Genomic DNA, 24425 nt, shown 5'->3' with positions numbered 1-24425 from the left:
AATGTTTTATAACTTTTTGGAAGTAAGCAAGTCGCGCTAAGACTCACCGATCTTCAATACGAACCTGCTGAAAGCCGACGGCCATTGCCGATTTGGATGCCGTATCGAGATCATCATAATGACACTCTTCCCCGTGACTGTCCGTTAGACAGACAAACCCACCGCGTGCGTGGCGAAACTCAACAACCCATCCACCTTCTTGAATTGAAGGTTCGATGATGGCTTCTACTAGCTGGTTGTCACGAAATAGATGTCGTAATTCATTTATTGTCATCGCAATCCCTGCTCCAACTTTTATACATTGCTCCTAGATAAGCATGGTCGAAGTCTGATACTTGGGCGAGAAATTCGATTTAATATAATGAAGTGATATAAAAAAAACGCCGCTTATAAAGCGACGTTTTAAGAGATTCAGAGAAATGTGTTTAGAAGGAGTACTGAGCGCCAACGAAGAAACCGTCCGCAAAAATGAACTCTTTACCTAAGCTTGATAGAAACTCTTCTGACTCCAAGTCGATCACTCGGTAACCACCACGGAATGTTAATTCAGACTCTTGGAAAGGAATGCGGTACTGAACACCAGCCATTAGGTCAGTACTCTTAATCCCCTTGTTATCACCAAAGTTCATCTCACCAATCACATCAAAGTTTGTATTTGGCACGGTGATTTCTGCATAGCCATACCAAGCCCAAATCAGCTCATCAAAATCTTCTGTACGAGCATTGGTACCTGCGTCTACGTATTTTGTGTCACTCAAATTACTAAAGGTCAGACCCGCATCAAAGTGCATTAAGTCGTGTTCAAGAATTTGGTAGTAAAGAGTGAGGTCTAGTTTGTCGAAACCCATGTAATCGGCATCAACGCTTGAGTAACGAAGACGCGCGTTTGGTACGTATTTAACGTCATGTTCAATCGCTGCGTAGAAAGTACCCGTTGTATCGCTATCTCTTCTTACTTCATTCACTTTGGTATCCGCAACCCAAACTTCTGCACCAACCGTGGTTGTGAAAGAAGACTCTTGTTCTGCAAAACAAGGGTAAGATGCTGCCAACGATAGTGTCGCTAAAGCGATGGTCGCTTTATATGTCATGTAATTTTTACTCCGAGATAGCTGATTTCAACATTAAGGGGCATGTGAGAAATACTAACATACTCTCACAGCCCACCATCAACTAAATCTCTACAATCCGTTACTTATAACGAGGCTGAGCGACGAAGTTTTTAAAAAACCATATGCCTAATGCAATCACTATTAGCCAAGGCAATAGTTTTAGCACAGCTCCAACCATGCCCAATAAGAACATCACCACCAATGCAATGCCAGTCGCAGCAAATACAGTCACCATCGTAATACCAGTCACGAGCAGAGTTGCCGCAAATACTAAAATAAAGATCAGCTCCAACATAATCACTTCTCCTTTGTTTTAGTTTTACTAGAGCAGGTTCTGTACCAACTTATTAAAACAAGAATAAAACCATGATCTATAAGTAAAAATAAAGCCAGAGACATTTCTGCACTCTGGCTTTTCTATTTGTAAGTTGGTAATTTTCACCAACCACTGGTGAAATTTACACGTTCAATTCTTTTGGAATCTTCGCCAGTGCGTCTTGCAGCACTTCTAGACCAGAACCCGGTTTGTGCGCGTTTTCACTGATGTGACGACGCCATTGACGAGCACCCGGCATGTTTTGGAACAGACCCAGCATATGACGTGAGATATGGCCAAGGTAAGCACCTTTTGCCAATTGCGCTTCAATGTACGGGTACATCTCTTCAACGATTTCGCTGCGCTTTTTCACTGGAGCATTTGAACCAAACAACTCTTGGTCCACAGATGCTAGCAAGTAAGGGCTTTGGTAAGCTTCACGACCGATCATCACGCCATCTAGGTGTTGTAGATGATCTTTCGCTTCTTCCAATGATTTCACACCACCGTTAATCGCAATCGTTAAGTGTGAGAAATCTTTCTTCAGTTGGTAAGCGCGTGGATAATCCAATGGTGGGATCTCACGGTTCTCTTTCGGGCTTAAACCACTTAACCATGCTTTACGTGCGTGGATAGTGAACTGCTCACAGCCGCCTTTCTCAGAGACGATAGATACGAAGTCCGTTAGGAACTCGTAAGAATCTTGGTCATCAATACCGATACGAGTTTTTACCGTAACAGGAATATCAACCACGTCTTTCATCGCCGCAACACAGTCCGCAACCAACTGAGGCTCTGCCATTAGGCATGCACCAAAGCGACCGTTTTGAACGCGATCAGATGGACAACCTACGTTTAGGTTGATTTCATCATAGCCACGCTCTTGAGCGAGTTTGGCACACGTAGTCAAATCCGCTGCGTTTGAACCGCCAAGCTGAAGGGCTAACGGATGCTCTTCTTCGTTATAAGCAAGGAAATCCCCTTTTCCATGAATGATCGCGCCTGTGGTCACCATTTCGGTGTACAGCAGGGTTTCTTTGGTCATTAAGCGATGGAAGTAGCGACAATGACGATCTGTCCAATCCAACATTGGGGCAACGCTGAGACGTGCTGCAGGGTATTTCATTGGTAAACCTTTATATATCAACGCCTTACCAGCCCTTCCGTTTTGGAGTATTTTGGGGTGTTCTGGCTTGTTTTGATCTGTTTCGACATTCAATTGCCCCTTAAGGGGCAAAATCAGGGGGTAAATCGCCCCTTAAAATTGGGCGGCGATTATACAAGGAAATGTCTCTCACACCAACCTTCAGCGAACATTTGATAATCAACATTTTTTCAATCTTTTATTATAGGTTGAAGATTTTGTGTCGAACGTTCCTACCTCACCCGCACAACGAAGGTTGTGTTGTCTTGGATAGAGTTGAAGGTATCAACATGGCATCAATCGAAATAACTCAAGTTAAGAACAAGAAAAGCATTCGTTTTAAGGCTCGCGTTAAGTGCACTGAAAAAGGAGTGGTAATGAGCAGCAAAAGCCGTACTTTTGATACTCGCCCACAAGCCGCTAGTTGGGCTAAAAAGATGAGAGTAGAACTTGAATACCTACAAGAAAACCCACAACATCTACAGCAAGCACCACAAAAGCTTGTAAATGCTACAATATCTGACCTTATCTACACGTATCTCAACGACCCCGACAACCTAAGAAGGTACGAAGGCACAGACAAATGCTACGTTTTACAACGTCTCGCTATTTCAGATTTGGGCACAATCTATGCTCATGAAATCACTGCTAAGGATTTAGAGCGACACTGTAAACAACGAATCAACTCCCCTACATCACCAAGCCCATCAACAATAATGACCGATGTAATTTACTTAAAGACGGTTATGGATGTTGCACAAGAGGAATATGGCATAAAGGCTAACACAGACTACCATGATAAAGCGTATAAGAAGCTTGTAGACAAAGGGGTAATTGCTCGAAGTAGAGGGCGTACCCGTAGACCTACCAGTATTGAGCTTGATCGAATTATGGATGAACTGAAAAAAAGGGAGGTTCATAGAGCTGCACACATTCCCTACAGCTCAATTGTTCCTTTCTCGATACTGTCTTGCTTGAGAATTGGGGAGCTATGTAAAGTTAGACTGAGTGACTATGATGCAGATAAAAAGACACTGTTGGTGCGTGACAGAAAACACCCGACAAAGAAAGTCGGCAATGACATGGCTCTCCCGCTCTGTGATGAAATGATAAAGATTATTGAATCTCAACCTCAAAGCAAAGATGGAAGGATCTTTCCATACAACCCCCAATCCATAACTGCTGGCTGGCAAAGAGTTAGAGCTAAACTAGGGATCACCGATCTATGTTACCGAGACTTGCGAGCCGAGGGAGCATCTCGATTGATTGAGGCAGGAATGGATATCGCAGTTGTAGCGAAAATTACTGGTCACAAAGATTTTCGTATCCTGCAAGAGCATTACAACCGGATCAAAGCATCTGAAATTAGCGTGATGCTAAATAACATTAGAAGATCGTAGATATCATCTGTTTGGCGAGCCATTTAGCTCGCCATTCAAAAAATTTGCATCACCTTTTGAAAAGATCTAATCAATAAGGACCACACAAGATGTGGCATTAAACAAAACTTCAAATAATGATTAGAACTACAAATACATATACAACAACTACAGAGAATAAAAACACTAATGAAAAATACGGAAGCTTCTGTTTCTCAAGAGGCTCAGCAGGGTACGACCATCAAGCTCAATGGTTAATTAAAGACTATTTTCCAACTCTATCCTTCGGTGTAGTTTATGGAGCAAGCGGGACTTTAAAATCATTTCAAGCTATTGATATAGCGTGCTGCATAGCCACAAATAAACCGTGGTGCGAAAAAGAGGTTGAGAGCGGTGCCGTAGTTTATGTCGCCGCAGAAGGTCAAATTGGCATATCCAAGCGAATCAAAGCGTGGGAGTTGGCTAATGGTTTATGTGCTGACAACGTTTTTGTTCTAGGAAATAGCGTGTTACTTTCTGAAGATAGCACACAGGAGCAACTTATAACCGCAATTCAGCAGATTGAAGATAGTCATAATGTAAAAGTTCAGTTGCTAATTCTTGATACCTTAGCTAGATGCTTCAGCGGTGACGAGAACTCGTCAAGAGATATGGGGGCATTTATCGCAGGTTGTGACAAGGTGAAAGCCGCGACTAGCGCTAGCGTTCTAGCTGTACACCACACGGGAAAGGACTCAAGTAAAGGAGCAAGAGGCAGTAGCGTCCTTAGAGCAGCATGTGACTACGAGTTCCACGTAAAAAGAAATGGACAGTCAAAATTGCTTACTTTTAGCAATACGAAACAAAAAGAAGGTGTTGAAATGGCGTGCTTAGAATTGGAAATGGAAACCGTAGACCTAGGTATTGTCTGCGACAACCAAAGACCAATCACTTCTCTAGCAAGAAGGAAGAAGGCTGTGCAAAAGGAAGACAACATTAAGCCCAAAACACACCCAATAGTTGATGCTTTGAACAACAATTTTGCAGGCAAAGCTACACGCGATCAACTAAGAAACTTATTACATCCAGAAGGAACAATGGATAACACTCAACGACAAAGTTTTCGTAGAGCAATTCAGGCTCTTGTTGATAAAGGGCTAATCACTCTAGAACAACATTCCAATAAAGCTACTGGGACGGACATCATTACTGTTATCTAGCCTGTGACATGTGACACACCATATAGGTGTGTCACATGTCACAGTCGGATGTTCCCAAAACCTTCAATCGCTTTTCGCCTGAAATGGCACATTTTAGGTGAGAAGTGATTAACACTCATCCTATCGCTCCATCTTATGATGAAGTACGTCAAATTTTTTAGGAATAAATCAATCACTTCTTCCTTAAACCTATACTTATTTGGCAGTATTAGGTCATATGTGAAATTGGTTTGATAAAATGAGCTACGTAAAACAAATCTTTTCGACCGTTATTGGCGCTATTCTTGGTAGTAGTTTGACTCTTGTACTAGTAGCAACACTATACAAAGGTGATATCAGCTCTTTGATACCGGACTCCCCCCATATCTTAGCTCCAACATTGGAGAATCTCTCTCATGTTGACAAGCTGAGACTTGAGCGACTTTTAGACAAGAACATCATATTTTCTGCTGATGACCTACTTGGGCAAATTGGCACTTTCTACTCAACCATAATCGTTTTTTTGATTGCCATCATTACCGTTATGAGTTTGTTCACTCTATTCTTTGTTAAAGCTAGTGCAGAAGAAAAAGCTGAGGCCCAAGCCAAGGCTGTCGCCAAACAGGCCATTGATGATAAGATAACTCCAATGAAGCAGCAGATCGATGACCAGCTTACCAAGTTCAGTGATCCAGAGTTAGATAAGAAAATTGACTACCTTCTAAAGTATAAGGTACTGGATTCAATACACTTTTGGAATAAAATCGAAGAATCTATCTATAGCAAGTCTGAAGAGTCTTTAGAAGACTACAACATCGCTTCGATGCAAGAAGACATACTAAAAAACTCTAAAGATATAGAAAGTATTTCCTCTTCAATACAACAGATCAACCTAACGCTAGAAGAACAAGCGAACACTGATGGTGATGACACCGTCGTATTAATGGAAACAGAAGTAAACAATGGCAATCCGCATTAGAAACAAGCGTAACACCCCAAGCAACCTTCAAGTGAACCAAAAGACACCGGAGGATATCCTTGCTATTGCCAAAAAAAACAATATTGAAACTCGTCCTATCGATTTGAAGGGTCTATGCCACTTACTTGGAATTGGAATTCAATATCTACCATTAGAGAATAACGTTTCCGGCAAACTACATCACGATGGGAATCGCTGGTTAATCAACGTCAATTCTCTTCATCACCCAAGAAGACAAAGGTTCACTATTGCTCATGAATTAGGGCATTACTTTCTTCATAGAGACTCACAACAAGACTATGAAGATACTACCTTTCACCGTGGTAAAGCATACTCAGAAAAAGAGTTAGAGGCAGATAATTTTGCAGGGGCTCTTTTAATGCCAAAAGACGAGTTCAGAGACTATGTCCGATTCTCATCCAATAAGATCGACGATATTGCTGAGTACTTTGGTACATCGAGTGTAGCAATAAAGAAACGAGCCGATGTAATAAGGAATAATTCATATGAGTTCTAGCTGCTATTATCCAATTCTGAAAACCACTGTATCCGAGATGAGAGCACTCAAGCAGTTTAACTGTACAGACGGCTCAGTCATTCACCCCATCCTCGAATTGACTAAAGCGAGAAAGTCCAAATATGATGAAATAGGCGATGTCTACAAAAGAGTTCAAGAAATATCCGACATTGTTGAAAACAACTATTTCTATCTAGATCTAACTTCAGAAGATAGCCTAAGCAACTCACAGATAGAGTCCTACTTTGACGATTTTAATAATTTCGAAAATTGGCGCTCTTTCATTGAAAGCTTAGTAAATGAAGGGTTAGCTGTAAGACCCATAATTCAGGCTTTTGATGACAGTTCGATTGAGGAGATCCAAAGTCAAATGCTCTACTTTTCGGAGCTTTGTGGTACTTTTGCTATCAGGTTGAAGCCTGAATACCTTGATATGGACATATCCATTAAGTTGATTCAAGCAGCGCAAAAGTTTGATTTTACGACGATCTTAGACGCAGAGTATGTTGACTCTGAAAATATTAGTTACTCCAAATCTATCTATTCATCTTTCATACAACAGTGTGAATCAGACAAACTAAAACTCGGTAAAACTATAGTTTGCTCATCATCATTCCCTGCTATGGTAAATCATGGAAACAAAGATGCTGGCGAGTTTAGCTTACATGAAAAGCAGTTTTACTCGGAACTTGTAGCATTGTTCCCATATCTAGACTTAAAGTATGGTGACTATGCCTCCGTACACCCATTCAGAAATGACGTAACAGCTTACAACTGGGTTCCAAGAATAGATTACCCAACAATCGATAAGGTTGTTTTTTGTCGCAAACAACGAAATTTAGGTGGTTATAAAGACTGTGCAAACCGAATGGTTGTAAATAAAACGTACAAGGCTAACCCTATCAACTGCTGGGGCAATCAAGAGATCCTTGATGCGTGTTCAAAACCAAACGGCAAAAGCCCTTCATATTGGATATCCGTAAGAATTAACATTCATATGACTAGAAGTGTACTTTGGTTAAAGTAGCGGAATTCGGTCACTTCTCAAGGATAGAACTTTAATATCTTCTTCATTTGTCAGATTTGATGGTCTCTCCTTGAGAAACAATTCATAGAGAGGCTCATATCTCTGACAAAGCCAATTGAGGTACCTCCAATTGGGATCTCCTTCCACTGTGTTGGCTTGCGGTCTACCATCTAAATGATTCGTCAGATTTCGCCTTCTAGCCTCTCTCTCGATTAAGATCGTCCCATCTTTCGTGATAGATAACACCCCAAACCATAGACCGTAATTTTTTACAGACTCTACATATTTTGAGGTGGTTACAACATATACATAGTTAAATGTTCGCCTGTAATCTTCTAATTGTCCATCGAGCCGAACTAAAGTATCACTATCACTTTTGATTTCAAATGCATACGTAGATCTCGATTTTTTACTTGCCGAAACAACATCAGCTCTCCTTACCCCCTCAGCAAAAGGAACTTCTCTAGCTATAAAGTCAAAGTCATAGACACGTTCAAGGTAATCAATAAGTTTGCAAGTAATCTGTCTCTCATCTTTCATGCTCAATACTGTACCGCACTGTTTTTTTGAGAAGTTTAGCATCAGAATGGTTCTAGATAACCAAAGATACTCAATGTTCTACAATTATATTACCTTAGTTTTTATCTTTATCACTACATTCACACTTATGAGCTTGCAGCACCCTTTTTGCAATATCTTTAACCACTGTAGAAACTAGCTCATCAATGTGCATTTCGAAGTCTTCTGTAGTGTATATCGATAGACAGGTGACTTCTTCCAACAGGCTAAGGCAAGTCAAGTTATCGTTAATAATCGTTGATAACCATTTCCAGATTGTCGAATCTGAGTTGATATCTTCTTGCTCAATAAGCCCTGCATCAACGCAATGTTTAAGCACTCTTGCCTGAACAATAAGCCTTTTACTTTTCTTGTTATCGATGCTTTTTAACAACTTACATTTAAATGACGGAGAGTAATTTTCCATTTTATCTAGAGGTTAATAAGTATCAGAAATGGTATCAACCTGAGGGGGCGTTGAGAGGGGGTATCCCAATCTCACCAGTGACAACCAACAAATGCGTAGCAGATGGAGTTGTCCTATCTGGAATACCTGACTCTATGTGATGTTGTTGATGAGTTATTTGCATTCAATAACTACGATTTAATATGCTTCAATTAAAACATGCTAAAAAATTGGATAGTAACTACTGAACCAGTGAAAAATAGCACTAACGGTGTTATGGCTAGAGAACGTTATCTTCTAGCTAAAAATCACTCAAACCACAGAAATACAGAATCGATCATCTCACTGGTAGGCGATGCTAAAACATCACAAAGAATAGCTTTAGCTGGTGAACAATTTAGAGTACAACAACAACTAAATCCTCACGGTGGTAGACCCATTTGCAGCTATGCAATGGAATATTGTTTGGCGCTCCCAAAGGGGTATCGTCCAACAGAAAAGCAGTGGAAATTAATTTTGAACGACTGTTGCAGCACTCTTGCTCTGCTTTGTGAACTACAACCACACGAGATAAGACAGTTCAAATCCCAGATCAGAGCTATACTGCACAGACAAAATCAAAACCTTATCCGCGGTACAGGCGATCATGTTCACCTAGTGATCGGTAAAGTTGTTTGCCGGAGAGTGCTAAAAGTACTCCAACAGAAAAAAGGAACTAAAGTGCTCAAGTCTGCTTTTAATGCCGCCGTATTAAAGCATATTGGCATAGATCATCAGGACTATACCCCCCATGAAATAGATCGAGGTAAACGACTAGAAACTTGGAGATATCAGCAGCAAAAAGCAGAGGAAGCCCTACATGTTGAAAAAGTTGTTCTAAGAATGCAAAAACAGGCAGAAAAATGGTTTGAGGCAAATGATAACAACAATAAACGACAAGCTAACCGTCAGCTGAATCGCCTAATAAAAATTTTTGAGGAGCTTTCTGAGCTTAACGTTCCCACTAAGTATCACAACTCGATTCAAGACCTAAAATCAACAGTTGGTTTGACCCACTAAAAAATAAAAAGCCCCTCGTTCGAGGGGGAAACGTAATGATAGTACTTAACCTCTACTTTCGCGCCTGTTGTGAACGTAGTACAGGTTAAATGCCATACTCTGGTACTCTTCCAGCCACTCTAAATAGATAGCCTCCCCCTATCTGACCACAAATATTCCTATATATTAGGTAGGGTGAGCTCCAGAAATTCAACGATATCCTCCAGTACCTGCTAGTGAAATAGTATGCAATTGACGAGTTCCTCTAGAACATCTGCGACGCATTAATTGCTCCCGTTGTGCGTGTCATTGTCTTTATCTCTCGCATTACCTAAGTTGGGTTTGACAATACACCAAAAACTAAGTGGAAATAGAGACCTTACAAAACAAAAACTTAGCCCTAACAACTCTTTCATTACACTAAAGGGGAATCACCTTCTCAGTCTTAAATACGATATAAGCTCCATAGAGAATATATCCTCAGCTGTACAATACATAGCTAGTTCAATGACCCTCAGTAACCCAGTTATTTCAAATACACTCGTTTCCCTGATCAAGTTACCAAAGTTAACATTCTGAACTCTAGAGTCATTTGAAATGCTGAGAACGAACTCTACAAAGTTGTCACTGTGAACTAACCCTTGAACGCACTCCTCTATAAGGCGCTTATCAACGTCAGATCCACTAAACCATGGGTTTAGGATTGCCATATTACCCAGATTCATATCATAGCCCTCTGCCAAGCTTTACGAGCCGAAGAACTGCGTTCATCGATATAAATAGCTAAGTCATCAAGATTGACATACCAAGGCGATTTTTGACTTATTCCCAGCCGAAAGGTAGGAAAAGGAAGCTCATTCAGTCTCGCCTTGCGTTGGGCGGTCTTAATCGAGATATCTAGGAATTCTGTTGCGATTTCATCAAGTGGAATACATGGTTTCATGCCAAACATTCCAGCTAACATCGCTTTTGTTGATAGAAGATTGTTGGTATTGCGGGCTGTACGTCCTGTCATTTTAACCTCTCATGGATGACGTGAACGTATGAGAAAATTTACTCATACCCAAAGCTAATACAAAGTTTTTACCAATAATCCAAATTTAATTTGTAAAAAAGTCGATTTTTTTTGGAGGGGCAATATTATGGGGCTTGAAGGTGGTGTGAAAGGCGTAAATAAAATACTTTTAATATTTACCCCCAATTTGCCCCCAAAATACAGAAGGCCAAGGCAAGGTGTTGATATTTAATGATTTTTATCAAATATCAGTCCAATCCAACATTGGTGCTACAGAGAGCCTGCAAGAATGAGTCATGATATAAACACCCGTTTTTACGTTGCCAAGGTAGAGCGCGAAGGTGCGCTCAAAAAAATTAAGTCGGGTATTGTATACCCACTGTGCAGTGGATGCGAGCCTTGTGAATTCAATCGCTGATAAGCGCATTTCGGCATTGGTGTCTCGTTCTGTGATATCTGTTGCGCGCTCTAAGGGACACTGGCTTGCTTTAATTCATGATTTTCGGTCTGATAGTGGGTAAAATGGAGTCTTTCTAAACGAACTTCGTATAGAAATGGTTTATCATAAAGCACGTCCGATAGTTATGGTGAAAGATTTGGACCCAACAATCCTTGAACAAATTGAACAAATCTGCGCTGAGCGCGGAGTAAGATTGACGCCGCAACGCCGACGCGTTTTTGAGCTTATTTGTTCTAATCGCCGCGCCTCAAGTGCGTATGAGCTATTGGAGCAATTGAAAGAGAGTGAGCCTCAGGCTAAACCACCGACGGTATACCGAGCATTAGATTTTCTTCTAGAACAAGGCTTTATTCATCGAGTGGAATCAAACAACAGCTTTATCACTTGCTGTTCGTTCAACACTCAACAGCACTTTTTCCAACTGCTAATTTGCGATAAATGTGGTGATGTCGTTGAACTTGAAGACGAGACGCTGATATCCTTATTAGCCAATAACGCCGAGAAACATGGATTCAAGCTGACGAATCAAGTTATCGAGACCCATGGCGAGTGCCAGGCATGTTCCTCGGAGACGAAAGAAGAAAGATAGAAGAACGTTATGCGCGCTGAATTTGTAAACCCGTTTTTAGCTTCGTTAATGAATGTGCTAAAAACCATGGCTTCGCTTGAACTGAAGCCACAAAAACCGCGAATCAAGAAAGATGAGATCGCACGAGGTGACGTTTCTGGCCTTATCGGTATGGTTGGTCCACAAACTCGTGGTTCAATGTCGATTACCTTTGATGAAGCGTTAGCACTAGAAATCATGCAGAACATGCTTGGTGAACGTCCAAATGGACTGAACGAAGAAGTGACAGACATGGTTGGTGAGATCACGAACATGGTGACAGGCGGTGCGAAGCGCATTCTAGCGGAAAGTGGATTTGATTTTGATATGGCAACACCGGTTGTGGTATCAGGTCGAGGCCACACCATTCGCCACAAGTGTGAAGGCTCAATCATCATCATGCCTTTCTCTTCACAGTGGGGAAATGCCTTCATCGAGATTTGCTTCGAATAATAGAGAAGAAATAGGTTGGTCAATGCCAACCTATTTTGTTTCTGCCTCAGGCAATAAAAAAGGTCAGCGTTTGCTGACCTTTTCTTTTTCTATTCAAACATTAAGCTTTGAACGCTTTAAATGCATTGATTAGACCATTTGTCGAGCTGTCGTGAGAGCTGATTTCTGACTCATCTGCTAGCTCAGGTAGGATTTGGTTTGCTAGTTGTTTACCTAGCTCAACACCCCATTGGTCGAAGCTGAAGATGTTCCAGATAACGCCTTGAACGAAGATTTTGTGCTCGTACATTGCGATCAGGTTACCTAGCGTGCGAGGTGTGATTTGCTTAACTAGGATAGAGTTCGTTGGGCGGTTACCTTCAAATACTTTGAACGGCACTAGAGACGCCATTTCTTCTTCGCTCTTACCTGCTTTCGCAAATTCTGCCTTCACAGTTTCTGCTGACTTACCAAATGCCAATGCTTCTGTTTGTGCAAAGAAGTTAGACATCAGTTTTTGGTGGTGGTCGCTTGCTGGGTTGTGGCTGATTGCAGGAGCAATGAAGTCACATGGGATCAGCTTAGTACCTTGGTGAATCAGCTGGTAGAACGCGTGCTGACCGTTAGTACCTGGTTCACCCCAGATGATAGGACCAGTTTGGTAAGTCACTGCGTTACCTTCACGGTCTACGTACTTACCGTTAGATTCCATGTTACCTTGCTGGAAGTACGCCGCGAAACGGTGCATGTACTGATCGTAAGGTAGGATTGCTTCAGACTCAGCGCCGTGGAAGTTGTTGTACCAAATACCGATCAAAGCAAGAATCACAGGGATATTACTTTCTAGTTCTGTCGATACGAAGTGGTTATCCATCTCGTGAGCACCGTCTAGAAGCTCGATAAAGTTGTCGTAACCTACAGACAATGCAATTGAAAGACCGATTGCTGACCATAGTGAGTAACGACCACCAACCCAGTCCCAGAACTCAAACATGTTGTCTGTGTCGATACCAAACTCAGATACCGCAGGAGCGTTAGTAGAAAGCGCTGCGAAGTGCTTAGCAACGTGTGCTTGATCGCCAGCAGTTGCTAGGAACCAATCACGAGCAGAGTGCGCGTTTGTCATGGTTTCTTGAGTCGTGAACGTCTTAGACGCGATCAAGAATAGCGTTGTTTCTGGATCTACTTTCTTCAGCGTCTCAACGATGTGAGTACCATCAACGTTAGAAACGAAGTGTAGGTTTAGGTGGTTTTTGTATGGTGCTAGTGCTTCAGTCACCATGTAAGGACCAAGGTCAGAACCGCCGATACCGATGTTTACGATATCTGTGATTGCTTTACCTGTGTAACCTTTCCACTCACCGCCAATTACACGATCTGTGAATGATTTAATTTTCTCAAGAACTGCGTTTACCGCAGGCATTACGTCTTCGCCGCCAACCAATACTGGCTTGTTAGAACGGTTACGCAGTGCAGTGTGAAGAACAGCGCGATCTTCTGTTTTGTTGATCGCTTCACCACTGAACATCGCTTCAATTGCTGACTTAAGCTCAGTCTCTTTAGCAAGAGCGAAAAGGTGCTTCAGAGTGTCCTCGTTGATTAGGTTCTTTGAGTAATCGACTAGGATGTCTGAGCCGAAGCGTGCTGAGTATTTGTCGAAACGCGCTGCGTCTTGAGCAAATAGCTCTTTCAGATCCATATCTTGTGCAGATTCGAAATGCGCAGTTAGCGCTTTCCAAGCTTGTGTTTGCGTTGGATTGATATTTTTCAACATGGTCTTTATCCCGATGTTACAGTAGGTTCCATTCCTTACAGTCTAGCGAAAACTGCGGAATCCCCGATTTAGCAAATAGAATATAAATAAGATGTTAGGGCGAATTGCCACAAAACAAGTCTTTGTAATTTTTTTTCAGCCATCAATTATGACGGAGTGCCTTTACACTCACATTGAGTTAGGTCACGTTCCCTGTTTCGAATTTAAACAATTCATTTATGATGCTGAGAATCATATCATTTCGTAATGACAGGCTCTAATTGGATTAGGATAGACGCCAAATCAAATTTTTCCAAAGGAACGCATATGTGGGCACAAAAAACACTGCAATTAAAAGCGCGTCAGCGTGGTTTCCATCTGGTCACTGATGAAATTGAACAACAATTACCACAAATCCAATCGCTTTCAGTAGGTTTGTTACATTTGTTTATTCAACATACGTCCGCTAGCCTGACCTTAAATGAAAACGCAGACCCAACAGTACGTATGGACATGGAAGCCCACTTTAATAAGTTTGTGCCTGAACGAGCGCCTTACTACCAGCACACTTATGAAGGCGATGATGATATGCCAGCCCATATTAAAGCGTCTTTACTTGGCAGTAGTGTGACGATTCCTATCCAAAACGGTCAGTTAGCTTTGGGAACATGGCAGGGTATTTACTTAGGTGAGCACCGAGATTACGGTGGAAGTCGACGCATCATCGCCACCATCAACGGCGAATAAATCAGATAAAACAAAGGCTAACTCAAAAGGTTAGCCTTTGTTTTTATATCGATTTAGAACGGTTGGTTGATCATGACTCGGAAGGTGCCTTCATCTGCCCCTTTGGCCATTTCAGCACGAACCACAATCCCTTCAACTTGGAAGCGAACCGCGCCACCGACGTTCCACTTCATATCTTCATGCAACGTTTTTAGATCATAGTCATCCGCCACTCGCCCTACTTCAACAAACGCGACCCATTGCCACCAAGGCAGATCGTAGTAGTTGATAAGAGGAATATCATCGAGCGGCTGCCAGTCTGGTAATACCCGGTATTCTGCAGAATAGTGAATCGCACTGCGGCCGTGGTAACGACCCGCGGTATAACCACGTAGACGATACAAACCACCTAAGCGAACTTGTTCTTGCTCTGGTGGACGAGCACACATTAAACCATCACATTTGTTCCATGTCGGTGTATCCGCCGTGTAGAAATCAAACGCGAGCACTTGCTGATCGAACCAATCACCAAGTGGACCCAACGAGTAGTACTGACTGTTTTGGAATTCCCACTTCAGCCATAAGTCTTCCGACTGCAAACTTTCTGCACCCGTGGTTAAATCAAACGACGTATGGGAGCCTCGCGTCGTATTGCGCACGCTGTCGCGGTTGTCCCAGTCAAATGTCAGACTAAACCCCGTAGCTTCTTCTTTCTTGTCGTTGTAGATATCCAACTCACGAGAAGAATAGAACGGGGTGAAGATAATTGAACTGACACCAGAATCGACTGGAGAAGCAAAACTCACATCTCTCACAGGTTGGAATGCACCAAGCAGTCCGTGTTCACGAACATTCCCCCAAGGAAGCAGGTACTTGAACTCCAGTTTGTAGTTCTCTTCGTCGCCATTGGTTACGGTTTTATCTTCCGTTGAAGAGTTATTCGAACCTTGGTCACCTAAGTAATAAGGGTTGTCGTTAAAGCGCGCTTGATACATCTGCGTGCTAAACAAAAGGTTTGGCGACAAAGCGTAGTTAAAAGCAGAAAGGAAACCGACGTAACTGTCTTTTTCAGAATACAAGCCCATACCAAACAGGGCTGCTTGGGGTTGGCCGACACCTTTAGCAACGCCCGCTAAACCTATGGTGCTGCCCATGGTCTCCGTACTGAAATAGAAAGGGACGAACGCTGAGTCTTTCTCTTTGGCAATCAACTGCGGAGATAAAAAAAGGCTGGCAGAAAATGCCAGCACAGAGAATAGTCTTGTCTTCATGAGTTACTTCGAATATTCCATTTCGACACGAGAAGTTAATTTGGTCACCAGTTCATAAGCAATGGTACCTATGTGGCTAGCTACCTCTTCTACTGGTAAGTCTTTACCCCATAGAATGGCTTCATCGCTTACTTTATCCGTTGCATCAGGACCTAAATCAACCGTCAGCATATCCATAGAAACGCGACCCGCGATTGGTACTTTGCGCCCATTGACAAACACTGGCGTGCCGTTTGGCGCTGTACGTGGATAGCCATCGCCGTAACCAACAGCAATCACGCCTACTTTAGTGTCGCGTTCACTTGTCCACATACCGCCATAGCCAACACTTTCGCCCTTCTTCACTTCACGAACGGCGATCAAGTGTGACTTCAGTGTCATCACTGGTTTGTAACCCATGTCTTGCGCAGTTTTATCATCAAATGGAGATACACCATACATTATGATGCCTGGACGAACCCAATCTAACTGACTTTGTGGCCAAGCAAGCAAGCCTGCTGAAGCCGCCAGAGAGCGCTCACCCTGACAGCCAGCCGTTAGCGACATAAATAAATCGATTTGCTCTGTGGTAATGCTGTTATCCAGCTCATCAGCGCAACCAAAGTGGCTCATGTAACGCAGAGGTTTCGCCACATTCGGGCACTCTTTAAGACGTGTTATGAATTCATCGTACTGCTCTGGACGCACGCCAAGTCGATGCATACCGCTGTCGATTTTAAGCCAAACCACAACTGGCGTTTCGAGATCCGCTTGTTCTAATGCCGCGAGTTGCTCTTCGCAATGGACAACAGTTTGAATGTTATTGGTCACCAAAACTGGCAAATCGCCAGGTGAGTAAAAACCTTCTAGTAAAAGAATCGGCTTTACCACGCCACAAGCGCGTAGCTGAAGTGCTTCCTCAATGCGAGCAACGCCAAAGGCATCAGCATGCGTAGCGTGTTTAGCTACATGACGAAGACCATGACCGTAGCCATTTGCCTTCACCACCGCCATCACTTTGCTTTCTGGCGCCTGTTCTTTCACGCGTTGTAAATTGTGCTGCAGTGCTGACAAGTCAATACATGCCATCGCAGCTTTCATGTAGCTCATTGCATTACTCATCATCGATATCAAATGCAGGACCCGCGTAGTTATCGAAACGCGAGTGTTGGCCTTGGAAGGTTAAGCGAACCGAACCGATAGGGCCGTTACGTTGCTTACCAAGAATAATTTCTGCCGTGCCTTTGTATGGGCTATCTGGGTTGTAAACCTCGTCACGGTAAATAAACATGATCAAGTCGGCATCCTGCTCGATAGAGCCCGATTCACGCAAGTCCGAGTTAACTGGGCGCTTATCGGCACGCTGCTCTAGGGAACGGTTTAGCTGCGATAGTGCTACCACAGGAACGTTCAACTCTTTCGCCAGAGCTTTCAGAGAGCGCGAAATTTCCGCAATCTCCAAGGTACGGTTATCAGAGAGAGCAGGAACACGCATTAACTGAAGGTAGTCGACCATGATCATCGACAGGCCACCGTGTTCACGCGCGACACGACGAGCACGGGAACGTACTTCGGTTGGCGTTAGGCCTGAACTATCATCGATGTACATATTTTTCTTCTGCATTAGGATACCCATGGTAGAAGAAATACGAGCCCAATCTTCATCATCAAGCTGACCAGTACGGATCTTGGTTTGGTCAACGCGAGATAGGGACGCAAGCATACGCATCATCAACTGTTCGGCAGGCATCTCTAGCGAGAAGATAAGTACCGGTTTGTCTTGGTCCATCGCCGCGTTTTCACACAAGTTCATCGCAAAAGTGGTTTTACCCATCGATGGACGTGCCGCAACGATAACCAAATCAGAACCTTGTAGACCCGCCGTTTTTTTGTTGAGGTCGTTGAAGCCAGTGTTCACACCTGTCACACCATCTTGAGGTGTTTTGTATAGCATCTCGATACGCTCTAGCGTTTTTTCGAGAATGTTATCGACGTTTTGTGGGCCTTCGTTTTCGCTAGTACGAGATTCTGCAATGGCGAAAACTTTACTCTCCGCCATATCAATTAAGTCTTCTGAGCTTCGACCTTGTGGATCATAACCAGCGTCCGCAATTTCATTTGCAACACCGATCAGGCCGCGCACGATTGCACGCTCCGCTACGATGTCCGCGTAAGCGTTGATGTTCGCTGCACTTGGTGTGTTTTTCGCAAGATCCGCAAGGTACGCAAAGCCACCCACGTCTTCCAATTGTTCGTGACGCTCTAGGTGCTCAGACAAGGTGATCAAGTCGAGAGGCTTACCCTGTTCAAGAATGGTTTTAACGCCCTCGAAAATGAGACGATGAGGACGGCTATAGAAATCACTGCTCACAACACGCTCAGCGACCGTGTCCCAACGTTCATTGTCCAGTAAGAGACCACCAATTACTGATTGCTCGGCTTCTAGCGAATGAGGTGGCACTTTGATTGCGTCGACCTGACTGTCTGAAGGTTTGCGATTTCTGTTTTCCGCCATGACTTTGCTCGATAACTACTAATGACCCGAGATTATAACCTTAAACTTAGCCAAGATGCTTCCCTGAAGCGACAATTACTTGTTAAGAATTCAACAAGTGAATGGCTAAGAATTCGCTTTTTATGGTGCGAAATTACTCGATTGCGGTAGAATCTCCCCAATTCATGCTGAAACAGACAGTTAATTAAGTTTGATGCGCAAATGAGAACGCCCACCACGCTTCTCCGGCTTAGGTCTAATAAAAATTAACCTATCATTGACCCAATAAAACATCTGTATCAGTATCATGCCCCTCCTTTTTTATTACGTTCGAGGTATTTGTGTCCCGATACTGGTTACTTGGCTTTAGCTTACTTTGCACGGGAGCATCGTACGCTGAAGAATCAGTACAGCCAGAGCAAGAAATTGAAGTGCCCGACCCTCTCCAAACTGAGGTCGAGTTCGGCTATCAAGCTCACACAGGTAACACGGACTCTCGTTCCCTGAATGCTCGTCTGAGTGCTGAATACACTTCTGGTCGTCACCGTTCTTACGGCGAATGGAAGTACTACAACCTATATAAAGATGGGGAAGAAGATAAACGCTCTTCTACCTATACTGCGCAAAGCGACTACAAGTTAGGTCCAAAGACTTACTTGTACGGCAGCTTTAAAGGGGTTGATTCACGCTACAGTGCTTACTTTAAAGATTACACATTTTCTGGCGGTTTGGGTTACCAGTTCGCTTATACAGAAAAGTTTACTTTGGAAGCGGAGGTCGGCCCTGGTTTTCGTTACCAAGAACCAAACTTAGATGAAATTGATGACGACGACATTGTCTTTCCAGATATCGTTCAGGAAGGGATCTTGCGTGGTAACATCAATACCACTTGGCAAGCTTTAGATAACTTAAGTCTCTCTGCCGATATCACGTTAGTAGCAGGTAAAAGCAACACTCGTGTTGATAGTGATCTGAGTGTGACCAACGACATTACCGAAGACATTGCTCTTAAATTAGCGCACTCTCGCCAATATCACGATAAAGTGCCAGAGGGCTTGAGCAAGGCGGATAGTGTGTTTTCCGTCAACCTTTTGTTTGCCTTCTAAGTCCCGCTTTTCATATTATTCAGACATAAAAAAAGCACCTCCTAAGAGGTGCTTTTTACTATTTCGCTTGGTACTGAATTACTCAGCAGCAACAACTTGTACGTTCACAGTAGCGAAAACTTCTGAGTGAAGTTGAACGCTGATCTCGAACTCACCAGTGTTACGTAGAGCACCTTCAGGAAGGCGAACTTCGCTCTTAGCAACTTCAACGCCTGCAGCTGTGATAGCGTCAGCGATGTCACGAGTACCGATAGAACCGAATAGTTTACCTTCGTCACCAGCTTTAGAAGCGATAACAACTGCTTCTAGAGCGTTAACTTTCTCAGCACGTGCTTCAGCAGCTGTTAGTTGCTCAGCAACTTTAGCTTCTAGTTCAGCGCGACGAGCTTCGAACATTTCAACGTTGCCTTTAGTTGCCATAACTGCTTTACCTTGAGGGATAAGGAAGTTACGAGCGTAGCCAGACTTAACGTTTACTGTATCGCCAAGACCACCTAGGTTACCGATTTTATCAAGTAGAATAACTTGCATTGTTTAATCCTCTTTCTTAATAAAACGAACCGATTACTGATGCTTGTCAGTGTACGGTAGTAGAGCTAGGTAGCGAGAACGCTTGATAGCGCGAGCTAGTTGACGCTGGTACTTAGCGCTTGTACCAGTGATACGGCTAGGTACGATTTTACCAGCTTCAGTGATGTAGTTTTTAAGAGTTGCTACGTCTTTGTAATCAATCTCTTGTACGCCTTCTGCAGTGAAACGGCAGAATTTACGACGACGGAAGAAACGAGCCATGGGCTATCTCCTGATCTTAAATTTGAGTAATGTTGTCGGCGTGTAACACTAATTTCCCAACGCCATTTCGGCCGGTCTGATAAGCGACAAAACCGCCTACCTTAATGTTACTGCCTTGTACTAAATTCTGAGTTAATGCTTGTGACCCAAGCCCACTAACTACTACCGGCATTCGACAATAAACTTGTCGTGGTAGATTAGCTTCGATAACAGTAGAGCGATGCTCTAGCCAAAATCGACAGTGTTCAATGCCACCAGGGCTTTTACTACGAATGGGCGGCTTGGCAATGGTGCCACTCAGCTCCATTCGATTGGTCATAAGAAATATTACTCAGCAGCTGCTTCTGGCTTAGCTTCAGCACGCTCTTCGCGACGAGGAGCACGCTCTGCACGCTCTTCTTTCTGCTTAAGCATGATAGATTGCTCAGTGATAGCCGCTTTAGTACGCATGATCATGTTACGTAGAACTGCATCGTTGAAACGGAAAGCAGTTTCTAGTTCGTCGATCACTTCTTGGCCAGCTTCAACGTTCATTAGAACGTAGTGAGCTTTGTGAAGCTTGTTGATTGGGTAAGCCAGTTGACGACGGCCCCAGTCTTCTAGACGGTGGATTTTACCGCCAGCTTCAGTGATTGAACCAGTGTAACGCTCGATCATGCCAGCAACTTGCTCGCTTTGATCAGGGTGCACCATGAATACGATTTCGTAATGACGCATTGGTTGCTCCTTACGGATTATTAGCTTCCACGATTGGCTCGGTCGTCCAGAGGAAGCAAGGAACTAAAGAAAAATGACCGAGAATTAAGGAAGACGGATAGTACAGAAAGGAAGCAAAATAGGCAAGTGATTATTTACGGCGCGCTGGCGATATTTTCTTCGCTCTGGCCCTAGCTACGACAAAGGCTGCCAACAAAGTGGCAGCCTTTTAAGATTAGGGCTTCAATGCTTATTTTGCTTTTGCTAGCTCGTCACGCATTTGGTCGATCACTTGCTTGTAATCTGGGTGGCCGAAAATCGCTGAACCCGCAACAAACATGTCTGCACCCGCTTCTGCGATTTCACGAATATTATCCACTTTCACACCACCATCAATTTCTAGGCGGATATCACGGCCAGACTCGTCGATCATCTTACGTACTGCACGCAGTTTATCTAGCGTGTGAGGGATAAATGATTGACCACCAAAGCCAGGGTTAACTGACATTAGAAGAATTAGGTCAACTTTGTCCATGATGAATTCAAGATGCGACAACGGCGTAGCTGGGTTAAGTACCACACCCGCCTTACAGCCGTGCTCTTTGATCAACTGTAGTGTACGGTCAACGTGCTCTGACGCTTCCACATGGAAAGTAATCATCGATGCACCCGCTTTTGCGAAGTCAGGGATGATGCGGTCTACAGGTTTCACCATTAGGTGAACATCGATTGGAGCGGTAATGCCGTAGTCACGAAGCGCTTTACAGATTGGCGCACCAAAAGTCAGGTTTGGTACGTAGTGGTTATCCATCACATCGAAATGCACCACATCCGCACCCGCTGCGAGTACTTTTTCTACGTCTTCACCTAGACGAGCAAAATCAGCCGATAAAATGGATGGAGCAATAAGAAAATCTTTCATACCTGACCTCAATAGTGGCGAGCAAACAACAAACAATGTTGCGCGCAATTCTACCGAAGCCAGTCAGGATATCCACTATTTAGACATAATAGTGTGAGAATTATGAGTCTGATTTATCCGTGTCAGAGGCACGGAAGAGAGCAAGCAGTTCATCGACTTTATTGCGCCCGCTACCATTACGACTGATGGTTCGCTTCACTTTGACCACGTTCAATTCCGCACCGTGATATAGACGACGCGTTAATGTGGTATCGTGATTTGAAATCAGAACGGGAATTCCGCGCTCGGTCGCCGCTTTCTCCGCGATGTCAGCCAGTGCAGCTTGGTCATCAAGCGTGAAGCCGTTACCTGCGTAAGAGGTAAAGTTAGCCGTATTCGACAATGGTGCGTACGGAGGATCACAATAGACCACACTTCCCTTGCGCGCTCGACGGAAAGTCTCTGGGTAGCCTTCACATACGAAGGTCGCCTTCTTCGCTTTTTCAGCAAAGAATTCCAATTCAGCTTCTGGGAAGTAAGGCTTTTTATATGAACCAAACGGTACGTTGAAACCGCCCTTCTTGTTGTAACGACACAAGCCATTAAAACCGAAACGGTTCATATATAAGAACGCCAATGAGCGGTACATCACGTCGTCCGTTTTATTAAACTCAGCGCGAATGCTCAAATAAGCTTCTTTGCGGTTATTCTCTGCAACAAACCAACGCTTAGCTTCTGAGATGTAATCCTCAGGGCGCTCTTTCAGTAGGTTGTAGAGATTAATCAAGTCGGGGTTGATGTCCGCCAGCAAGTAGTGGTCATAGTCGGTATTAAGAAATACCGAGCCAGCACCAACAAAAGGTTCAACTAGCTTTCGAGCCGGTGGCAAATGACGTTGGATGTCTTCAACCAGACCGTATTTTCCTCCTGCCCACTTAAGAAAGGCTCGTTGCTTTTTCATCTACTGCTCTATCTATCGACCAAAAATTAAGGCTGCGGAATGTAACATATTTTTCAACGAAGCTCAGGATTATTTCACGCGATCAATTTCACGATGTACCTGACCCAAGGATTTTGCCCACGGACTCACCGATTTAAGCGCATCTGGCAGGCTTTCTACCGCGTCTCGAGCGAGCTGGATAGTCGGGTAATCTTGATAGGTAATGAGGTACCATTCTGTTCCGCTGCGCACGGTCGGGTAAATTCTTACTTTTCCATTTAGGTCGTACTCGTCAAGGAAGGTTTGCACATCTTCCATTGCCGTCATCGCTCCTAATTGCAAAGTATAAGCGCGTGGTGATAACGCTTTTAGCTCTTCACGAGCAAAAGAGAACTTCACGACAGGCTTCGTTGAATTTGCTTGTGTTGCCTTAGGTTGTTCGCCCGTTTGTACAACATTAATCAATGAAGAGTTCGAACTGCTCTGCGCTTGAGGCACTGATTCTTCCACAACTTGTTTGATTTCATCGGTATTGGCTTCTTCAGGTTTGCCTTCAAGTAAGGCATCCACCACATCCGACTCAATCACAACGCGCTGCTGTTTATCTTCTGTGCCAACACTTGCAACTTCCTCTGTCACGGCCGGCGGCAATGAATCGGAATCGTCCGTCGCGCCAGCAAGTTCTGTCGTATCTGACGCGTCACTGATTGCGGAATCTGCGCCGCTGGTTTGAACTTCGGGCTCGGTTAGGGTTGGGATGGCAGTTTGCTCAATCGTACCTGTGATTTGCTGTGCTTTGTCGTCTGGGCTTGGCTGATTGTACATCCACCAATAACCACCAGCGGCCAACAATAACAGCACCAAAACAACTAATGCGATATTAAGGGGTGAGCCTACAATTGAGCGGATAATGATCCTTTTTTCCACTTTCATCTCTCCTAACGCCATGATGTCTCCCGGAATCGGGTCGACTTTCTTAAATGCATCTCGAACGCGTTTTTCAGATTCATCGTCAACATATCGAATCACCAAAGATTCAAAGAAACGACGCGCTTCGACTTCTGACAACATCTCAATATCAAGTTCAACCGGTTTGAGCTCTTGCCCGTAACTAATACGCGACAATACCGATTCCAAACGCCCACTTTGAGTGAACAACAAGATGTTGATTTTCCATTTTGGATTCGCTTGTGCAACTAGCACTAGCATCCATAATTCTGAAACTAGGGTTTCACTCAGCAAATGAGCGTCATCAACCACAATGGCAATGTCACACACTTCATCACCCAAGATACGTTCTAAGCTATCAAGCAATGTATCTTGTTGATTGAATAAGGCATCGGAAACTATCTGACTCAAGATGAGCATACGACGTTGCACATCATCTTGATTGGAATGACAAAGTAACAAACATTGATTTTTGTTACTTGCACCGAGTTCAAGGTATCGCTGTGCCATCCAAGATTTTCCATATCCGGATTGACCATTCACGGCGATCAAATTAGAACCAAAGTTGGTTAATAAGCTTAATCTGTCTAGTAACTCGGTTTGTGAATCCAATTCAAGAACGTGAGCAAAACTCATCTAAATAACCTTAAT

Annotated in this window: 28 protein-coding genes; 10 read left to right on the top strand and 18 right to left on the bottom strand. The window is 43.5% G+C overall.

Annotation, left to right across the window (positions count from 1 at the left end; all coding sequences use genetic code 11):
- Positions 1-43: 43 nt before the first annotated feature.
- The 4 genes from KJB05_RS02090 to dusA all read right to left on the bottom strand — a co-directional run bounded on the left by KJB05_RS02090 (position 44) and on the right by dusA (position 2554).
- Positions 44-274 carry a hypothetical protein gene (locus KJB05_RS02090; protein WP_005438465.1) on the bottom strand — a complete coding sequence of 77 codons (231 nt, stop codon included), beginning with the start codon at positions 272-274 and terminating at the stop codon, positions 44-46.
- A gap of 151 nt (positions 275-425) precedes the next feature.
- On the bottom strand, positions 426-1091 hold the full coding sequence (locus tag KJB05_RS02085; RefSeq protein ID WP_005438464.1) for a TIGR04219 family outer membrane beta-barrel protein: 666 nt from the start codon (positions 1089-1091) through the stop codon (positions 426-428).
- A 100-nt stretch (positions 1092-1191) separates the two neighbouring features.
- The gene (gene pspG / locus KJB05_RS02080) at positions 1192-1407 is read right to left on the bottom strand and encodes an envelope stress response protein PspG (protein WP_005438463.1); all 216 of its coding nucleotides are present in this window, start codon (positions 1405-1407) and stop codon (positions 1192-1194) included.
- A 163-nt stretch (positions 1408-1570) separates the two neighbouring features.
- Positions 1571-2554 carry a tRNA dihydrouridine(20/20a) synthase DusA gene (gene dusA / locus KJB05_RS02075; protein WP_208445819.1) on the bottom strand — a complete coding sequence of 328 codons (984 nt, stop codon included), beginning with the start codon at positions 2552-2554 and terminating at the stop codon, positions 1571-1573.
- A 308-nt stretch (positions 2555-2862) separates the two neighbouring features.
- Between dusA and KJB05_RS02070 the strand changes: the two genes are divergently transcribed.
- The 5 genes from KJB05_RS02070 (at position 2863) to KJB05_RS02050 (ending at position 7652) form a co-directional block, all read left to right on the top strand.
- The gene (locus tag KJB05_RS02070) at positions 2863-3972 is read left to right on the top strand and encodes a site-specific integrase (RefSeq protein WP_208445818.1); all 1110 of its coding nucleotides are present in this window, start codon (positions 2863-2865) and stop codon (positions 3970-3972) included.
- Positions 3973-4088: 116 nt separating this feature from the next.
- Positions 4089-5150 carry a helicase RepA family protein gene (locus KJB05_RS02065; protein ID WP_208445817.1) on the top strand — a complete coding sequence of 354 codons (1062 nt, stop codon included), beginning with the start codon at positions 4089-4091 and terminating at the stop codon, positions 5148-5150.
- A gap of 238 nt (positions 5151-5388) precedes the next feature.
- The gene (locus tag KJB05_RS02060; RefSeq protein ID WP_208445816.1) at positions 5389-6108 is read left to right on the top strand and encodes a hypothetical protein; all 720 of its coding nucleotides are present in this window, start codon (positions 5389-5391) and stop codon (positions 6106-6108) included.
- Positions 6092-6625, top strand: coding sequence for an ImmA/IrrE family metallo-endopeptidase (locus tag KJB05_RS02055; RefSeq protein WP_208445815.1), 534 nt, complete (start codon positions 6092-6094; stop codon positions 6623-6625). Before KJB05_RS02060 ends, KJB05_RS02055 begins: the two co-directional genes overlap by 17 nt.
- Positions 6615-7652, top strand: a complete 1038-nt coding sequence (locus KJB05_RS02050) for a beta family protein (protein ID WP_208445814.1) — start codon at positions 6615-6617, stop codon at positions 7650-7652. Before KJB05_RS02055 ends, KJB05_RS02050 begins: the two co-directional genes overlap by 11 nt.
- On the opposite strand, the gene KJB05_RS02045 is transcribed toward KJB05_RS02050, so the two are convergent.
- The gene (locus KJB05_RS02045) at positions 7644-8192 is read right to left on the bottom strand and encodes a sce7726 family protein (protein WP_244868322.1); all 549 of its coding nucleotides are present in this window, start codon (positions 8190-8192) and stop codon (positions 7644-7646) included. The genes KJB05_RS02050 and KJB05_RS02045 overlap by 9 nt on opposite strands.
- Positions 8193-8286: 94 nt before the next feature.
- Complete coding sequence (locus tag KJB05_RS02040; RefSeq protein ID WP_213053099.1) at positions 8287-8550, bottom strand: hypothetical protein; 264 nt, start codon at positions 8548-8550, stop codon at positions 8287-8289.
- Positions 8551-8892: 342 nt separating this feature from the next.
- Between KJB05_RS02040 and KJB05_RS02035 the strand changes: the two genes are divergently transcribed.
- On the top strand, positions 8893-9675 hold the full coding sequence (locus tag KJB05_RS02035; RefSeq protein WP_244868313.1) for a hypothetical protein: 783 nt from the start codon (positions 8893-8895) through the stop codon (positions 9673-9675).
- A 700-nt stretch (positions 9676-10375) separates the two neighbouring features.
- On the opposite strand, the gene KJB05_RS02030 is transcribed toward KJB05_RS02035, so the two are convergent.
- The gene (locus tag KJB05_RS02030) at positions 10376-10669 is read right to left on the bottom strand and encodes a pyocin activator PrtN family protein (protein ID WP_208445810.1); all 294 of its coding nucleotides are present in this window, start codon (positions 10667-10669) and stop codon (positions 10376-10378) included.
- A 584-nt stretch (positions 10670-11253) separates the two neighbouring features.
- Here KJB05_RS02030 and zur point away from each other — a divergent pair.
- Complete coding sequence (gene zur, locus KJB05_RS02025; protein WP_005438461.1) at positions 11254-11718, top strand: zinc uptake transcriptional repressor Zur; 465 nt, start codon at positions 11254-11256, stop codon at positions 11716-11718.
- Positions 11719-11727: 9 nt separating this feature from the next.
- A complete protein-coding gene (locus tag KJB05_RS02020; RefSeq protein WP_005381269.1) occupies positions 11728-12189 on the top strand; it encodes a chemotaxis protein CheX in 462 nt (153 codons plus the stop codon).
- 100 nt (positions 12190-12289) lie between these two features.
- On the opposite strand, the gene pgi is transcribed toward KJB05_RS02020, so the two are convergent.
- The gene (gene pgi / locus KJB05_RS02015) at positions 12290-13942 is read right to left on the bottom strand and encodes a glucose-6-phosphate isomerase (protein WP_208445809.1); all 1653 of its coding nucleotides are present in this window, start codon (positions 13940-13942) and stop codon (positions 12290-12292) included.
- 306 nt (positions 13943-14248) lie between these two features.
- Between pgi and KJB05_RS02010 the strand changes: the two genes are divergently transcribed.
- Complete coding sequence (locus tag KJB05_RS02010) at positions 14249-14668, top strand: secondary thiamine-phosphate synthase enzyme YjbQ (protein WP_005438458.1); 420 nt, start codon at positions 14249-14251, stop codon at positions 14666-14668.
- A gap of 53 nt (positions 14669-14721) precedes the next feature.
- Here the strand turns inward: KJB05_RS02010 and KJB05_RS02005 are convergent, their stop codons facing one another.
- Genes KJB05_RS02005 through KJB05_RS01995 form a run of 3 tightly spaced genes read right to left on the bottom strand, consistent with a single transcriptional unit; the run spans position 14722 to position 18412 of the window.
- On the bottom strand, positions 14722-15918 hold the full coding sequence (locus KJB05_RS02005; RefSeq protein WP_009705528.1) for a BamA/TamA family outer membrane protein: 1197 nt from the start codon (positions 15916-15918) through the stop codon (positions 14722-14724).
- Positions 15919-15921: 3 nt separating this feature from the next.
- Positions 15922-16998, bottom strand: a complete 1077-nt coding sequence (gene alr / locus KJB05_RS02000; protein WP_086027735.1) for an alanine racemase — start codon at positions 16996-16998, stop codon at positions 15922-15924.
- A 13-nt stretch (positions 16999-17011) separates the two neighbouring features.
- Positions 17012-18412 (bottom strand): replicative DNA helicase, encoded by a 1401-nt coding sequence (locus KJB05_RS01995; RefSeq protein ID WP_020196769.1) that lies wholly within the window; start codon positions 18410-18412, stop codon positions 17012-17014.
- Between the two features lie 320 nt (positions 18413-18732).
- On the opposite strand from KJB05_RS01995, the gene KJB05_RS01990 reads away from it, so the two are divergent.
- Complete coding sequence (locus tag KJB05_RS01990; protein WP_208445808.1) at positions 18733-19497, top strand: DUF481 domain-containing protein; 765 nt, start codon at positions 18733-18735, stop codon at positions 19495-19497.
- Positions 19498-19575: 78 nt separating this feature from the next.
- On the opposite strand, the gene rplI is transcribed toward KJB05_RS01990, so the two are convergent.
- The 7 genes from rplI to KJB05_RS01955 all read right to left on the bottom strand — a co-directional run bounded on the left by rplI (position 19576) and on the right by KJB05_RS01955 (position 24410).
- Positions 19576-20028 carry a 50S ribosomal protein L9 gene (rplI, locus tag KJB05_RS01985; RefSeq protein WP_005438451.1) on the bottom strand — a complete coding sequence of 151 codons (453 nt, stop codon included), beginning with the start codon at positions 20026-20028 and terminating at the stop codon, positions 19576-19578.
- Between the two features lie 33 nt (positions 20029-20061).
- Positions 20062-20289: a 30S ribosomal protein S18 gene (gene rpsR / locus KJB05_RS01980; protein WP_000090472.1), complete on the bottom strand. Its 228-nt coding sequence runs from the start codon at positions 20287-20289 to the stop codon at positions 20062-20064.
- Between the two features lie 16 nt (positions 20290-20305).
- The gene (gene priB / locus KJB05_RS01975; protein ID WP_005438449.1) at positions 20306-20608 is read right to left on the bottom strand and encodes a primosomal replication protein N; all 303 of its coding nucleotides are present in this window, start codon (positions 20606-20608) and stop codon (positions 20306-20308) included.
- Between the two features lie 8 nt (positions 20609-20616).
- Positions 20617-21006 carry a 30S ribosomal protein S6 gene (gene rpsF, locus KJB05_RS01970; RefSeq protein WP_005438446.1) on the bottom strand — a complete coding sequence of 130 codons (390 nt, stop codon included), beginning with the start codon at positions 21004-21006 and terminating at the stop codon, positions 20617-20619.
- A gap of 229 nt (positions 21007-21235) precedes the next feature.
- The gene (gene rpe / locus KJB05_RS01965; protein WP_005438444.1) at positions 21236-21907 is read right to left on the bottom strand and encodes a ribulose-phosphate 3-epimerase; all 672 of its coding nucleotides are present in this window, start codon (positions 21905-21907) and stop codon (positions 21236-21238) included.
- A 100-nt stretch (positions 21908-22007) separates the two neighbouring features.
- Positions 22008-22847, bottom strand: coding sequence for a Dam family site-specific DNA-(adenine-N6)-methyltransferase (locus KJB05_RS01960; RefSeq protein ID WP_009705524.1), 840 nt, complete (start codon positions 22845-22847; stop codon positions 22008-22010).
- A 69-nt stretch (positions 22848-22916) separates the two neighbouring features.
- Complete coding sequence (locus KJB05_RS01955; RefSeq protein ID WP_208445807.1) at positions 22917-24410, bottom strand: AAA family ATPase; 1494 nt, start codon at positions 24408-24410, stop codon at positions 22917-22919.
- Positions 24411-24425 lie beyond the last annotated feature (15 nt).

This window comes from Vibrio sp. B1ASS3 (assembly GCF_905175355.1).
In the GTDB taxonomy this organism is placed as follows: Bacteria; Pseudomonadota; Gammaproteobacteria; order Enterobacterales; family Vibrionaceae; genus Vibrio; species Vibrio owensii.
This window is presented reverse-complemented; position numbering and strand designations above follow the sequence as displayed.